Source organism: Methylorubrum extorquens (assembly GCF_024169925.1).
Lineage (GTDB): Bacteria > Pseudomonadota > Alphaproteobacteria > Rhizobiales > Beijerinckiaceae > Methylobacterium > Methylobacterium extorquens_A.
This window is the reverse complement of sequence record NZ_JALJXF010000001.1, coordinates 2545945-2560283: the sequence shown is the minus strand read 5'-3', so window position 1 is coordinate 2560283 and position 14339 is coordinate 2545945. Positions and strand designations below refer to the sequence as shown.

The window sequence follows — 14339 nt, the reverse complement described above, 5'->3', positions numbered from 1 at the left end:
TTTCGCCCGCGCCGGGGGCTTGTCGCAACGGGTCGCGGCGAAAGCGTGATGGCATCCGGGGGATGGCCCGCTCCGTGCGCTGCCGCATTTGCCACGCCGCAGCCGCAAAGCCGGCCTCTGCTTTGCGGCCAAGTTCGTTGCCAAGTTCGTTGCCGACCGTGAGGAGACAGGAGCCCGTGAGCGATGCCCCTGTGAACCATATCCCCGTAAGCCCGCGCCGCGCGCGGCCCGCCCGTGCAGCCTGGCTCGCCGTCGCGATCGCGCTGGCCACCCTGGGCCCGGCGCGCGCCGAAAACGATGACGCGGCGCGGAACCTCGTCGCCCCTTACGTCGAGGCGGGCCTGTTCTCGGGCGTCATCCTCGTGGCCCGGGACGGGCGTCCGGTCTTCCGCCAAGCCTACGGCCTTGCCGACCGCGAGTGGGAGATCCCCAACACGCCTCAGACCCATTTCCGCATCGGCTCGCTGACCAAGGCCTTCACCGCCGCCGCCGTGCTGAAGCTCGCCGAGGCCGGCCGGCTCGGGCTCGACGATCCCGTCCGCCGCTGGGTTCCATCCGTGCCGGAGGCCTGGGCGGGGGTGAGCCTGCGCCACCTGCTCCAGCACCGCTCCGGCATCATCAACTTCACGGCGCTGCCGAACTACTACGACCAGATCGCGCGGGTCGATCACACGCCCGCGCAGATCGTGGCGCTGACGGCGGGCGATCCGCTGCTGTTCCCGCCGGGCGAACGGTTCGAGTACAGCAACACCAACTACGTGCTGCTCGGGATGGTGATCGAGGCCGCCTCGGGCCTCTCCTACGAAGGATACCTGCGCGAAACCCTCCTCGCCCCGCTGGGGCTGAAGGCGACGGGCTACGACGACCTCGCCGCGATCCTGCCGCGGCGGGCCGCCGGCTACCGGCGGGGGCGGGCGCAGTGGCGCAACGCGGTGCCGATGGCGGCGAGTTCGGCCTATGCCGCGGGCGCGCTCTATTCCACGGTCGACGACCTGCTGGCCTGGGACGAGGCGCTCGTCGGCCCGCGCCTGCTCTCCGAGGCCTCGCGTGCGGCGATGTTCGATGATCGCGGCACCGGCTACGGCCTCGGCTGGTTCGTCTCCCGCGCCTTCGGCAAGCCGGGGGACAAGGCGAGCGGCCACCGCGTCTTCGGCCATGCCGGGTCGATCCCCGGCTTCCTCTCGATCAACGACGTCTATCCCGACGACCGGCTCACGGTGATCGTGCTCTCGAACACCGAGACCGCGCCGGCCCAGAAGATCGCCCGCGACCTCGCCGCGCTCCATCTCGGCCACTATGCGGCGCCGGAAGCCATCGTGCTGGAGGACGTGATCCTCGACCGTTACCCCGGCACCTACCGCCTCGGCCCCCGCGCCTTCCTCACGGTCGCCCGCGACGGCCGGGGCCTGACGGCGCGGGCGGAAGGGCCGGGAATGCGGGAGCCCGCCTTCCCCTTCGTGCCCGAGAGCGACCGCACCTTCGTCAGCCCCGTCGCCGACATGCGCCTCACCTTCGAGACGGAGCCCGACGGCACGCCCACGGGGGTGATCCTACATCGCGACGGCCGCGACCGGACCGGGCCGCGTGTGACCGCGGAGGAGGCGCGGGCCGTGCTCGCCGAGCCGCCGCGGGAGCACCGCGAAGTCGCCATCGACCGCTCCGGCCTGGCGGCGCTCGCCGGACGCTACGCCCTGGGGCCGGGCTCCGAGATCGCCGTGACCGTCGAGGACGGGCGGATCTTCGCGCAAGTCACGCGGCAGCCGCGCAACGAGCTGTTTCCGGAGGGCGAGCGTGCGTTCTTCCTGCGTGCGGTCGATGCGCAGATCCGCTTCACCGCCGACGAGACCGGCCGCGTCACCGGCCTGACCCTGCTCCAGAACGGCTACGAGACCGAAGCGCCCCGACGGCCCGACGAGGGGGCCACGCCCTCGCTTCTTGGACAAAGGGCGGGGTCGCCAGGGGACCCGAAAGGGTCTAACTGATGGAGCCGCAGCCGCCCCCGGCGGCCGGCAAAACAATTGCGAACACAGTCAAGTCGGCGGCCACCAGAAGCCGCGTTGGACAAAAGTCCACCTTGATCGGACGGGGCGACTGCTCTTGTCTCCCGCGAAGACGCGGCAACACCCGCGACACAAGACCGGCGACAAGAGCGGTCAACGAACAAGCGCAACGGAGGAAACGCGATGAACAAGCCCGAATTCCTGGCGGATGCCAAGACGAAGTCGCCGTTCTCGGCGCGCTACGACAACTTCATCGGCGGCCAGTGGGTCGCGCCGGCGAGCCGCCGCTATTTCGAGAACACCTCCCCCATCACCGGCAAGGTGATCTGCGAGGTCGCCCGCTCCGAGGCGCAGGACATCGAGCGGGCGCTCGACGCCGCGCACGCCGCCAAGGATGCCTGGGGCCGCACCGCGCCGGCCGAGCGCGCCCGCATCCTCAACAAGATCGCCGACCGGATGGAGGACAACCTCGATCTGATCGCGCTGGCCGAGACCTGGGACAACGGCAAGCCGATCCGCGAGACCACCGCCGCCGACATCCCGCTCGCCATCGACCACTGGCGCTACTTCGCGAGCTGCGTGCGGGCGCAGGAAGGTGCGATCTCCGAGATCGACCACGACACCGTGGCCTACCATTTCCACGAGCCGCTCGGCGTCGTCGGCCAGATCATTCCGTGGAACTTCCCGATCCTGATGGCGGTGTGGAAGCTGGCCCCCGCGCTCGCCGCCGGCAACTGCGTGGTGCTCAAGCCCGCCGAGCAGACCCCGGCCTCGATCCTCGTGGTGATGGAGCTGATCGGCGACCTGCTGCCGCCCGGCGTCATCAACGTCGTCAACGGCTTCGGCCTGGAGGCCGGCAAGCCGCTCGCCTCGAACCCGCGCATCGCCAAGATCGCCTTCACCGGTGAGACGACCACCGGCCGCCTCATCATGCAGTACGCTTCGCAGAACCTGATCCCGGTGACGCTGGAACTGGGCGGCAAGTCGCCGAACATCTTCTTTGGCGACGTCGCCAACGAGGACGACGACTTCTTCGACAAGGCGCTCGAAGGCTTCACCATGTTCGCCCTCAACCAGGGCGAAGTCTGCACCTGCCCGAGCCGCGCACTCGTGCACGAGTCGATCTACGACCGCTTCATCGAGCGCGCGATCAAGCGCGTCGAGGCGATCACGCAAGGCTCGCCGCTCGATCCGGCGACGATGATCGGGGCGCAGGCCTCCTCGGAGCAGCTCGAGAAGATCCTGAGCTACGTCGATATCGGCCGCCAGGAGGGCGCCGAGTGCCTCACGGGCGGCGCCCGCGGCACCCGCGACGGTGAACTCGCCGACGGCTTCTACATGCAGCCGACGGTGTTCAAGGGCCACAACAAGATGCGGATCTTCCAAGAAGAGATCTTCGGGCCCGTCCTGTCGGTCACGACCTTCAAGGACGACGAGGAGGCGCTCTCGATCGCCAACGACACGCTCTACGGCCTCGGTGCCGGCGTTTGGACCCGCGACGGCACCCGCGCCTACCGCTTCGGCCGTGCCATCCAGGCCGGCCGCGTCTGGACGAACTGCTACCACGCCTACCCGGCGCACGCGGCCTTCGGCGGCTACAAGCAATCCGGCATCGGCCGCGAGACCCACAAGATGATGCTCGACCACTACCAGCAGACCAAGAACATGCTGGTCAGCTACTCCTCGAAGAAGCTCGGGTTCTTCTAAACTTCCATTCAAAGAAGTTCGAGACCGACTTCAGCCCCGGCCGCAAGGCCGGGGTTTTTTGCTTTTCGGGATGTGCTTGCGGAACGAGCCCGATGTCTCTGCCCGGTCGCGGGGGTGTCTTTTCACCGGCCCGCCCCCCCGGAGCAGACCCTATCCCATCGAGGGCCCGGCATCCCTACGATGCGGACGGCAGCGCCTCTCGTGCCGGAGCCCAGTCTCGAAGGCCGGTCGCTTCGGTAGCTCCCCGATCACTCCTCCGCGGAAGCGGCGGAGGGGCAAACCTCGATGTCATCGTCCGGTGCCGGCCCGGCGGAAGAATATTTTCATACACCGAAATATAAGACCAGGGTTGCGTTCGATCGCCATCACTATAATTCTGAAAACAGGAATGAAGAGCATACGAATGTCCACTCGACTTTACGTTCCATTATCAAACGCAGGATAGACATCATAGGGGATTGACCTGGGGCGAAAAATGAAAATCAGCATCAAATCAATACTTGTCAGCATATTCGCTATCTTGACGATCGTATCCGCTATCCAGGGGATCGTTTCGATCAAAGCCCTTCAAACGAATGGCGAGAGCACGAACGTCATCATCACCAATGCAATTCCGTCTCTCAATCAGGCGGGCCGCATCAACAGGCTCATCCTGCAGGTCAGAACGACTCAGCTGCGTTTCCTGACCGCGCCTAATGATGAAATCAGGAAAGAAGACCTTGCCTTGGCGAATGAGTTGATCGAGGCGCGCAGCTCCGAGATCGCCAAGTATAAGGCTCTCGTCGCCAGCAGCGCCGAGCAGGCTGCCTACGACGACCTCATCCAGAGGGTCGACGTGCTGAAGCAGGACTGGTCCAACCTGCGGCGGCTTGCCGAAACAAACGTCGAGCAGGCCTTGGTGATGTTCCGTACGGAGAACCATACGCGGTATCGCGCCGCCGCCGCCGCCGCGACCCGGCTCGTCGATCTGAACTTCGAGGCCAGCAAGGCCGCCGGAGAGGCCGCGCAGATCCAACAATCTGAGGCGATCCGCACGGCCGTCACGATGCTGGCCGTGGGCCTCGTCGTCACGATCCTGGCCATGGCGTTCTCCATCTTCGGCGTGGCCCGGCCGATCCAGCAGATGACGGGCGCGATGCGCGACATCGCGAGCGGCGATACCGAGCGGGACGTTCCGTCCAAGGGCCGCCGGAACGAGATCGGCGAGATGGCATCCGCCGTCGAGGTGTTCCGCACCAACCTGATCCACACGCGCAAGCTGGAGGAGGACACCGCTCTCGCCCGCGCCTCGGCGGAGGAGCAGCGCAAGGCCGGCATGCGGCAGATGGCCGATCATTTCGAGACGATGGTCAGTGGGATCATCGGCATGGTGACCTCGTCCGCCAGCCAGTTGCAGGCGACGGCTCAGAGCATGTCGGGAACGGCCACCGAGACGGCATCGCAATCCCTGACCGTGGCGTCTGCGGCCGAGGAGGCGGCGGCGAACGTGCAGACCGTTGCCGCCGCAGCCGAGGAACTGGGCGCATCGGTTCAGGAGATCGGCCGCCAGGTGGCGAGTTCGGCGGATCTGGCCGAGAGTGCGGTCGGCGAGGCCGACCATACGGCGGTGCTCGTGCAGAACCTGTCGAACGCCGCCGCCCAGATCAACAACGTCGTTTCGATGATCTCGACGATCGCCGGTCAGACGAACCTGCTGGCGCTGAACGCGACGATCGAGGCCGCCCGTGCCGGCGAGGCGGGCCGCGGCTTCGCCGTCGTCGCGACGGAAGTGAAGGAACTCGCCACACAGACGTCGCGCGCCACCGACGAGATCGCCGCCCAGATCGGGACGATCCAGGGGGCGACCGGGCAGGCGGTGGCCGCGATCGGCGGTATTGCCGGCCGCATCAGGGAGATCAACGGCGTGGCGTCGAGCATCGCCGCCGCGGTCGAGCAGCAGGGGGCGGCGACCCAGGAGATCGTGCGCAACGTCGCCCAGGCCGCGATCGGCACCGGCGAGGTGACGACGAACATCAGCAGCGTGGCCGGTGCGGCCGAGGAGACGGGGGCTGCCGCGAGCCAGGTCCTGAGCGCCGCCGCGGAGCTGTCACGCCAGTCCGAGACCCTCTCGACGGAGGTTCAGCGCTTCCTCGCCACGGTGCGGGCCGCCTGATCGAAGCGCAAAGCCGCATCGGCACGTCCGAGCGGCACCCGAGGCTCCCGTCGCGCTCGCGCGATGGGGGCTTGCGCGACCGCACCGCGCGGCCCCGGATCGCGCCAGGATCAAGACCCGCGCGCCCGGATCTCCCTGGCCTCACCCCCCTCCACCAGCACCTCGGCCGGCATCGGGTGGCTGAGGAAGCCCGTGGGGCTCGCGGTAAGGCCATAGGCCCCCGATTGCAGCACCGCCACGAGGTCGCCCTCGGCGAGCGGCGGCAGGGGGGCGGCGCGGGCCAGCATGTCGAGGGGAGTGCAGAGCGGTCCGACCACGGCGGTGGGCGTCCGTTCCACCTCGGCCCCCTCAACCACCGCGGCCAGCGGAAAGTCGCGCTTGACGATCTGGCCGAGATTGCCGCTCGCGGCGAGATGGTGATGCATGCCGCCATCGGTGATGACGAAGCGGCTGCCACGCGATTCCTTCACCGCCAGCACCCGCGCCACGTAGACGCCCGCCGGCCCAGTGAGGTAGCGGCCGGGCTCCAGCACCACGCGGGCGCTCGCCAGCCTCGGGTCCGCCCGCAGGGTGGCGATCAGAGCGGGCAGCCCAGCCCGGATCGCGCCGAGATCGAGGGCGGTGTCGCCGGAGAAGTACGGGATGCCGAGGCCGCCGCCGAGATCGATCGTTTCCAGCGGCCGCCCGATCCTCCCCGCGATCTGCGCCGCAAGCCCGAGCCCGTAGCTCCACTGGCCGAGGAGGGTGTCCGCCTTCAGCCCTTGGGTGCCCGCGAACAGGTGGAGCCCGATGAGCCGCAGGCACGGTGAGGCTTCCACCGCGTCGATGGCGGCTTCGATGTCTTCCTCGTCGAAGCCGAACGGCGAGGGCTTGCCGCCCATCCGCATCGCCCCGCCCTGCGCGGTCGCGCCGGGATTGACCCGCAGCGCCACCCGCACGCACACGCCGTGGCGCTCGGCCGCCGCTGCGACGCGATCCATCTCCTCGCGGTTTTCGAGATGGATCTCGCCGATGCCGCCGCCGATCACCCGGTCGAGGTCGGCCGCGCCCTTACCCGGACCGGCGAACAGGATCTTGTCCGCAGGGACGCCCGCCCGGATGGCGGCGTCGAACTCGGCACCGGAGGCGATCTCGGCCCCCGCCCCCTCCTCGGAGAAGACGCGGATCACCGCCGGGTTGGGGTTCGCCTTGACCGAAAAATCCACCTCCGCGAAACCGGCGAGGGCCGCGCACAGCGCCCGGTAGGTCCGGCGCATCGTGTCGGCGTCGTAGACGAAGAGCGGCGTGCCGAACTCTTGTGTCAGCTCGGTCAGCGGCAGGCCGCCGACCTGGAGCACGCCGCCCGCATCGCGGGAAAAATTCTCGGCGATCAGCGCGGCGGCGAGGTCGGGTGCGTCAGCCATCGGCCTAGATCTCCGCCGCCGCGCGCTCGGCGGTGAGGCGCTTGTAATCGACCTTGCCGTTGGGCGTGGTCGGCAGCGCGGCCACCGCCTCGATGGTGCGGGGCACGAGGTGGGGCGCCAGCGCGGTGCGCAAGGCCTGCAGCACGTCCGCCGTGCCCGGCGCGCCCTCGGCGGGGACGGTGACGGCATGGATGCGCTGGCCGAGGCTCGGGTCGGGCAGGCCGATCACGGCGGCGGCGCGGAAGGCGCCCGTCTCCATCAAGGCCGCCTCGACCTCGGTGGGGCTCACGCGAAACCCTTGCGTCTTGATCATCGTGTCCTCGCGGCCGATGAACCGGAAGAAGCCCTCAGTATCCTCCACCACGAGGTCGCCAGAGCGGCAGACGAGATCCGGTTTGGCTCCGGGCGGCGGGAACGGGTCGGGCACCAGCACGCGGGCGGTGTCCTCGGGCCGCTTCCAGTAGCCCATCGAGACGGTCGGGCCGCGGTGGTGCAGGATGCCGGGCTCGCCGGGTCGCGCCCGGCGCCCTGCGAGGGTGATGGCGAAGATTTCGGTCTCGGGGATGGCGCGGCCGATCGAGTCCGGGCGCCGGTCGATCTCGTCCGGCGGCAGGTAGGTCGAGCGGAAGGCTTCCGTCAGGCCGTACATCAGCACGACGGCCGTATGCGGCAACCGCGCGCGCAGGCGCTCTATCGTCGGTAGCGCAAGGCTGCCGCCGGAATTGGTGATCGCCCGCAGGGCCGAAAGATCCGCCTTGGCCAGATGGGGTGCTGCCCGTGTCAGCAGCGTCCACAGCGTCGGCACGCCGGCCAGCACGGTGATGCGGTGCGCCTCCAGCGCCCGCACCACGTCGTCGCCGAGACGCGGGGTCAGCAGCACGATACGCGCGCCCTGCTCGATGCTGGTGAGGAGCTGGTTGAGGCCGTAATCGAACGAGAACGGCAGCACCGAGAGAAGGCGGTCTGCGGGGTTGATGCCGAGATAGGTCCGCACGATGCGGGTGCCGGCGATCAGGTTGGCATGGGAGAGCATCACGCCCTTGGGCAGGCCGGTCGAGCCCGAGGTGTAGAGGATCGCCGCCAACCCCTCCGGCGCCGGCTCGCCGGGTTGGAGGGCGGCGGCGTCGTCACCGGTTTCCCCGTCCAAGATGCGCAGATCCGCAACGTCATCCAGCGCACCTTCGAGCCCAGCGGCGTGGGCGGCATCGGTCAGCAGCACCCGCGCGCCGCTATCGGCGACGATGTGGTGGACCTGACGCGGGCGCAAGGATGGGTGGATCGGCACGAACACGCCGCCGGCCGCGCTGGCGGCAAAGATCGCGACGCATTCACGGATCGATTTCGGCAGCAGGATCGCGACTCGGTCACCGGGCCGCAGGCCGAGGCGCGCCAAGCGTTCCGCCAAGGCGGCGACGCGGGCCCGAAAGGCGCCGTAGGTGAGGGTTTCCCCCCCCTCAACGATCGCGGGGGAATCGTCCGCGCCGGCTCCTTCGAGCAGGTGGTGCAGCAGCGTCGGGGCCATGGGACGGGTCAGGCGCGGATCAGACGTCGGAACGCCGGTCGTCGATGAAATGGGCCAGCGTGTCGACGCTGGCGAAGTTCGCGAGGTCGAAGCTATCCTCGTCCACTTCGACGCCGAAGCGGTCGCCGAGATGCATCATCAGGTCGAGGATGCCGATCGAATCGAGCGCATCGCTGGTCACGAGGGAAGTCTCCCCGGTGACGGCGCCGGAGGGAAGGCCCGGGTTGCGGGCCGCGATGAAGGCGAAGATCGCCTCCCGCACGTCGGCCATCGACTGAACCACGGCTTGGATGCCCCTCGATCCGTCCTGTGCTGCTCTCGGGTTGCGGACTTAAGCCCAACGCTCGGGCAAGTCCATGGTGGGTCCATGGTTCATGGACGATCCCCAGGCATCCCTCGCTTCGCCGGGCCTCCTTAACCGGCGATTCACGCTGGCCCCCGAGGCTTCCCGGCATTCCTTCTCGCCCGGAGTCCTCGGCCCGTGTTCGGTTCAGCCCAGAACGGCATCCTTCTCGCCGCCCGCCTCCTCATAGCCTCGGCCCTGCTGCCGACCGGCGTGGCGCGCGCACTCAACGTCTCCGGCTTCGCGGTGACGCTGGCGGGCGCCGGCTGTCCCGCCCCCAACGCGGTCGCGACGGCGGCGGTGATCGTACAGGTGTTCGGGCCGCTCGCGGTGATCCTCGGCGTGATGCCGCGGCTCACCGGGCTCGCCATGGCCGGTTTCGTCGCCGGCATGGCCGCCCTGCTGCACCCGTTCTGGCTCCACGCCGGGGCCGCCGCGGTGACCGAGCGCAGCTTCCTTTTTGCGGATCTCGGGCTGGCCGGCGCCTTCCTGATGTACGCGATGACCGGCCCCGGCGCCTGGAGCTGGCGCGGGATCTTCAACTCGGGCGAGGCTCCGGCGCCCGTACGCACCCCTGCCAAGGTGGCGGCCAAGGCGCCCGCGCGGCCTAAGTCCGGCGGCGTCAAGCGGACGGGCGGCCGGGCTCCGGCGCGGGCTGCGGCGTAACAGGGGCAAGACTCTGAGGCGAGCCGTCAGCGGGTGTCGGCACGGCCGCAGCGACCCGTCGCTGACCCGAGACCTCCGCGCCGGCATCCGGCGCCAGCCGCCGGAACACGAAGAACGAGCCCGCCGAGACCAGAGCCACCCCAAGGAAGGCGAGGGAGAAATCCCCCGCCTCGATCCCGGCATGGCCGTGCCAGGCGGCGGCGCCCTCCAGCGCCAGGGCGCCGATGGAGACGCCGAGGCTCAGGGACAATTGCTGCGCGACGCTGGCCAGACTCGTGGCCGCGCTCATCTCCCGCGATTCGAGATCGGCATAGGCGATGGCGTTGACGCAGGTGAATTGCAGCGAGCGCACGCAGCCGCCGAGCAGCAGCACGCCGACGATGATCCAGTGCGGGGTCTCGACCGTGAACAGCCCGTTGGCGGCGAGAAAGGCGGCGGCGACCAGCGCGTTCGTCACCATCACCCGGCGGAAGCCATAAGCCCGCAGGATGCGCGGGCCGACGATCTTGATGAGAAGGGCGCCGGCCGCCGCGGCGAAGGTGATGAGCCCGGAATGCAGGGGATCGAGCCCGAAGCCGATCTGCAGCATCAGCGGCAGCAGGAAGGGGATGGCGCCCGTGCCGATGCGGAACAGGCTTCCCCCCGTCACCGCCGCGCGGAAGGTGTCGTGCTTGAGTAGGTCGAGGCGGATGAGCGGGTGCTCGGTGCGCTTGGCGTGGCGCAGGTAGAGCCCGATGAGCGCGAGGCCGCCGGCCATGCAGCCCCAGGAGACGCCGTCCGGCAGGAGATGGCGCCCGGTCGCGGCAAAGCCCAGCATCAGCAGGGCGAGCCCGCCGCCCGAGAGCAGGAAGCCCGTCACGTCGAGCGGCGGGCGCGTCTCCTCGCGGATGTCGCCGAAATACAGGGTCGCGAGCACGATGCCGGCGAGCCCGATCGGGATGTTGATGAAGAAGATCCAGCGCCAGTCGGCATAAGTGGTGATGAAGCCGCCGAGCGGCGGCCCGAGGATCGGGCCGATCAGCGCCGGAATCGTGAGGTAGGCCAGCGCCCCGACGAGTTCGGATTTCGGCACCGAGCGCAGGATCACGAGGCGGCCGACCGGCACCATCATCGCCCCGCCGACCCCCTGCACGAAGCGGGCGGCGACGAAGCCGGTGAGCGAGTTCGCGGCGGCGCAGGCGAGCGAGCCGGCCATGAACACGCACAGGGCGGCGCGAAAGACGTTGCGGGCGCCGTAGCGGTCGGCGGCCCAGCCCGAAACCGGAATGAAGATCGCCAGACTCACGAGATAGGCCGTGAGCGCCAGCTTGAGGGCGATCGGATCGACGCCGAGGCTCGCCGCGATCGCCGGCAGGGCCGTGGCGATCACCGTCGAGTCGGTGTTCTCCATGAACAAAGCGGTGGCGACGACGAGGGGGACGATCTGGGCGGGACGCATCGGCAGGGACAAGCGCGCGACGTGCCGAAGGGTTGCGCAGGCGCGCGCGTGAGGCGCGGAAGCGTTGCAGGGAGGCGACTCTATGATCCGGCGTTGCGTGGGGTTGGGATGAAACAACGTGGCTGAACGGTCACAGGCCCGCGGGATACGCGCACCGTCCCCCGCCCGATCCTTCCGGGACTGCCGGCTTAAGGCTAGGCTTCCGCCCGAAAAGCGATGCTGTCCCGCCGGTCTCGGCAGGATGCGCGTCCCCGAGCGTCTCCCGGCGCCGGCCTCCATCCCGCGAAAGAGCCTGATGCCCCTGCGGTCGAACCTTCGTCCCGGCGTTTCCCGTCTCGCGCTCGCCGCCGCCCTGCTCGCCGGGTTGGCCGGCTGCGGCGACGTGGTGCTCACCGACGGCGGCGCCCTCTCGCGCCGCGACCAGTTCGTGGCCAGCGACGCCGTCGCCTCCGAATCCAAGCTGTTCATCGATCCGACCCTGCCGCAGACGGTACGCACCGTGCGCATCGTGCCGACGGTCTTCTCCGAGGCCGTCTCCGGCCCCGGCCTGTCGCCGGTGGAGCGGCGCCTGATCGCCAACGCCGCCGACCGGGCGCTCTGCTACGACCTCTCGCTGCGCTACGACGTGGTGTCGTCGGGGCGCGCCGACCTCACGGTGCGCTCGGCGGTGACCCGGGTCGATCTCACCAACGTGCCGGCCTCCGGCGCGACCGTCGCCGCCACGACGGCGATTTCGGTGGCCGGCCAGGTCGGCGTCGGCTTCGCCAACACGATCGGCCGGATTCCGGTGCCGCGGGTGCCGATCGGGCTCGGCAGCCTGACCATCGAATCCGAGGCGCTCGACACCCGCAACCGCCAGCGCGCGGCGATGATCTGGGCGGGCGCGGCCAACTCCTTCACCAACCAAGCCCGCTTCTCGGCCGCCAGCGACGCCTACGATCTGGCCGGCGAGTTCGGCCAGGATTTCGGCTCCTACCTCGCTACCGGCAAGGATCCGTTCAAGGGCGAGCTGCAGTTGCCCACCTATGACCGGATCCGCATCACCACGCTCGGCGAAGCGCCCCTCGACCCGGATTGCGAGGCCTTCGGCCGGGCGCCCGGCTTCGACGGCATCCTGGCCGACATGATCGGTCTGCCGCCGGAATGGACCGACAAGGGTCCGGGCGTCTCGGCGGCACGCTGAGCCCGCGTTCGATCGCCCAGGTCAACGCGGATCTCCTCTCCCCGCTCGCGGGGAGAGGGGAGAGCCCGCCTCTTCGGCCGTCTCAAGCCGCCTCGAACAGCGGCACCGGGCGCATCTCCGGCACCAGCACCACGCCCTTGTCGGTGATGCGGATCTGCGGGATCACCGCGAGCGGGATCAGGTTGAAGCCCATATAGGGGATGCTGCAGCCGGCCCGCTCCCAGGCGCGCTTGAGCGCCTTGACCTCGTCCGCCACCGCGCCCACGCGCTTGTCGGAGAGGAGGCCCGCCACCGGCAGCGTCACCATCGCGACGACTTGGCCCTCCTCGACGACGCAGACGCCGCCCTGATGCCCGGCGATGGCGTCGAGAGCCACCCGCATGTCGGCTTCGTTCAGCCCCGCGACGACGACGTTGTGCGAATCGTGGCCGACGCTGCTCGCCACCGCGCCGCGCTTCAAGCCGAAGGCCGAGAGCAGCCCGTGGGCGACGCCGCCGGAGCGGCCGTGCCGCTCGACCACCGCGACGTGGCAGAGATCGTGCGCGGCGAGCGTCGCCGCCCAATCCGCGCCGGGGGTGAGCGCGACGCGCTCATGCGTCAGCTCGATGCCCGGCAGCGTGGTGCGGATCGCGTTGACCGTGCAGGGCGCGGGCGGCAGCGCCGGGATCAGCGCGGGAACGGGATCGGGCAGGCGGACCGTGGCGTAGGCCGGCGCCGGGTAGCGGTAGGGCCGGGCCAGCGCCTCTTCGAGCCGCGGCGTCGGTTTACGGTCCTCCACAACCTGCACACCGCCGTACCACGTCGCCTGCGGGACGAGATCGTCGTTCAGGAGCACGAGGTCGGCCCGGCGCCCGCCGCCGAGGCCGCCGACCTCGCCGTCGAGGCCGTAGCGGGTGGCCCCGTGCAGCGAGCCCATCGCCCAGGCGGCGGGTTTCGGAATGCCGCGCGCCACCGCCTCGCGCACCACCCAGTCGAGGCCGAAGGCGAGGAGGTCGTCGGCGTCGCGATCGTCGCTGCAGGCACAGACCCGCTTCCAGGCGGCGCCGTACTCGGTGACGGTGCCGATCGCCTTCGGCAGCGAGTGCCAGGGCGTGGTAGGCGGCCCCCCGCGCAGGAAGATCCAGAGGCCTGCCTCCAAAAGGTCGTCGGCAATGTCGGCATCCACCGCCTCGTGGGTGTCGGTGACGCCGCTCGCGGCGTAGGCCGCCACGAAGTCACGGCCGTAGACGTGACCCGAGACCGGGCGGCCCCGTTCCAGCGCGGCGCGGATGATGGCGTGCGCCCGCTCGTCCCCGGCGGCCACCGCGACGAAATCCATCTTCTCGCCGAGCCCGATCGCCTCGGGCCACGCATCGAACAGGGCGCCGATCTTCTCCGCCGTCAGGTCGCCGCCCGCGGTCTCGAGATCCGGCGTGGTGGCGGGCACCGTGCTCGGCACGGTCAGGAAGATATTGAGGGGCGCCGCGCGGGCATCCTCCAGCATCCATTCCACGCCGTTCACGTCGAGCACGTTGCCGATCTCGTGGCTGTCGCAGACGATCGTGGTGGTGCCGTTGATCAGCGCGGCCTCGGCATAGGCGCAGGCCGTCACCATGCTGCTCTCGATGTGCAGATGCGGATCGACCAGCCCCGGCGCGATCAGGCCGCCGCGCGCGTCGTAGCGTGGGGCGGCGCCGCGATGGTGGCCCGCCGGCTTCACCGCAGCGATGCGCCCGCCCGCGATCCAGATCTCGCGGTCGGGCAGGATGCGCTCGGAATAGGTCGAGAGCACCCGTGCGCCGGTGATCACCAGATCGGGCTCGGCGCGGCCTGCGGCGACGTCGGCGAGGCGCCGCGTCATTTGGGCCAGGGGCGCGACGGTGAAGCGAGTGAGGGGTTGGGCGGTCATCGGGGCCTTCCTTGCACGGCTCTCGGGCAGGACGCGC

General features: G+C 69.8%; 10 protein-coding genes. 5 read left to right on the top strand and 5 right to left on the bottom strand.

The genetic code is table 11. The annotated features are described in order from the left end of the window. The first annotated feature begins 176 nt into the window (after positions 1-176). The 3 genes from J2W78_RS12070 (at position 177) to J2W78_RS12060 (ending at position 5859) form a co-directional block, all read left to right on the top strand. Positions 177-1982 (top strand): serine hydrolase, encoded by a 1806-nt coding sequence (locus J2W78_RS12070; RefSeq protein ID WP_253370729.1) that lies wholly within the window; start codon positions 177-179, stop codon positions 1980-1982. Positions 1983-2183: 201 nt separating this feature from the next. Further along, positions 2184-3707 carry an aldehyde dehydrogenase gene (gene adh / locus J2W78_RS12065; RefSeq protein WP_253370727.1) on the top strand — a complete coding sequence of 508 codons (1524 nt, stop codon included), beginning with the start codon at positions 2184-2186 and terminating at the stop codon, positions 3705-3707. Between the two features lie 475 nt (positions 3708-4182). Beyond that, positions 4183-5859: a methyl-accepting chemotaxis protein gene (locus J2W78_RS12060; protein ID WP_253370725.1), complete on the top strand. Its 1677-nt coding sequence runs from the start codon at positions 4183-4185 to the stop codon at positions 5857-5859. 110 nt (positions 5860-5969) lie between these two features. On the opposite strand, the gene J2W78_RS12055 is transcribed toward J2W78_RS12060, so the two are convergent. Genes J2W78_RS12055 through J2W78_RS12045 form a run of 3 tightly spaced genes read right to left on the bottom strand, consistent with a single transcriptional unit; the run spans position 5970 to position 9055 of the window. Beyond that, a complete protein-coding gene (locus tag J2W78_RS12055) occupies positions 5970-7262 on the bottom strand; it encodes a type III PLP-dependent enzyme (protein ID WP_253370723.1) in 1293 nt (430 codons plus the stop codon). Positions 7263-7266: 4 nt separating this feature from the next. Beyond that, positions 7267-8784: an AMP-binding protein gene (locus J2W78_RS12050; RefSeq protein WP_253370721.1), complete on the bottom strand. Its 1518-nt coding sequence runs from the start codon at positions 8782-8784 to the stop codon at positions 7267-7269. 19 nt (positions 8785-8803) lie between these two features. Next, on the bottom strand, positions 8804-9055 hold the full coding sequence (locus J2W78_RS12045; protein WP_003602486.1) for an acyl carrier protein: 252 nt from the start codon (positions 9053-9055) through the stop codon (positions 8804-8806). 210 nt (positions 9056-9265) lie between these two features. Between J2W78_RS12045 and J2W78_RS12040 the strand changes: the two genes are divergently transcribed. Next, positions 9266-9793 carry a DoxX family protein gene (locus J2W78_RS12040; RefSeq protein ID WP_253370719.1) on the top strand — a complete coding sequence of 176 codons (528 nt, stop codon included), beginning with the start codon at positions 9266-9268 and terminating at the stop codon, positions 9791-9793. Here the strand turns inward: J2W78_RS12040 and J2W78_RS12035 are convergent. After that, entirely contained in the window at positions 9750-11231 is a 1482-nt protein-coding gene (locus J2W78_RS12035) for an MFS transporter (protein ID WP_253374023.1), read from the bottom strand. The genes J2W78_RS12040 and J2W78_RS12035 overlap by 44 nt on opposite strands. Before the next feature lie 295 nt (positions 11232-11526). On the opposite strand from J2W78_RS12035, the gene J2W78_RS12030 reads away from it, so the two are divergent. Further along, the gene (locus tag J2W78_RS12030) at positions 11527-12414 is read left to right on the top strand and encodes a DUF3313 domain-containing protein (RefSeq protein ID WP_253370717.1); all 888 of its coding nucleotides are present in this window, start codon (positions 11527-11529) and stop codon (positions 12412-12414) included. Between the two features lie 82 nt (positions 12415-12496). Here the strand turns inward: J2W78_RS12030 and J2W78_RS12025 are convergent, their stop codons facing one another. Continuing rightward, on the bottom strand, positions 12497-14302 hold the full coding sequence (locus tag J2W78_RS12025; RefSeq protein ID WP_253370715.1) for an adenine deaminase C-terminal domain-containing protein: 1806 nt from the start codon (positions 14300-14302) through the stop codon (positions 12497-12499). Positions 14303-14339: the final 37 nt, after the last annotated feature.

Coding starts and splice junctions, on each gene's coding strand:
- adh (WP_253370727.1), top strand. CDS start 2,184: ATGAACAAGCCCGAATTCCTGGCGGATGCCAAGACGAAGTCGCCGTTC.
- J2W78_RS12060 (WP_253370725.1), top strand. CDS start 4,183: ATGAAAATCAGCATCAAATCAATACTTGTCAGCATATTCGCTATCTTG.
- J2W78_RS12055 (WP_253370723.1), bottom strand. CDS start 7,262: ATGGCTGACGCACCCGACCTCGCCGCCGCGCTGATCGCCGAGAATTTT.
- J2W78_RS12050 (WP_253370721.1), bottom strand. CDS start 8,784: ATGGCCCCGACGCTGCTGCACCACCTGCTCGAAGGAGCCGGCGCGGAC.
- J2W78_RS12045 (WP_003602486.1), bottom strand. CDS start 9,055: ATGGCCGACGTGCGGGAGGCGATCTTCGCCTTCATCGCGGCCCGCAAC.
- J2W78_RS12035 (WP_253374023.1), bottom strand. CDS start 11,231: ATGCGTCCCGCCCAGATCGTCCCCCTCGTCGTCGCCACCGCTTTGTTC.
- J2W78_RS12030 (WP_253370717.1), top strand. CDS start 11,527: ATGCCCCTGCGGTCGAACCTTCGTCCCGGCGTTTCCCGTCTCGCGCTC.
- J2W78_RS12025 (WP_253370715.1), bottom strand. CDS start 14,302: ATGACCGCCCAACCCCTCACTCGCTTCACCGTCGCGCCCCTGGCCCAA.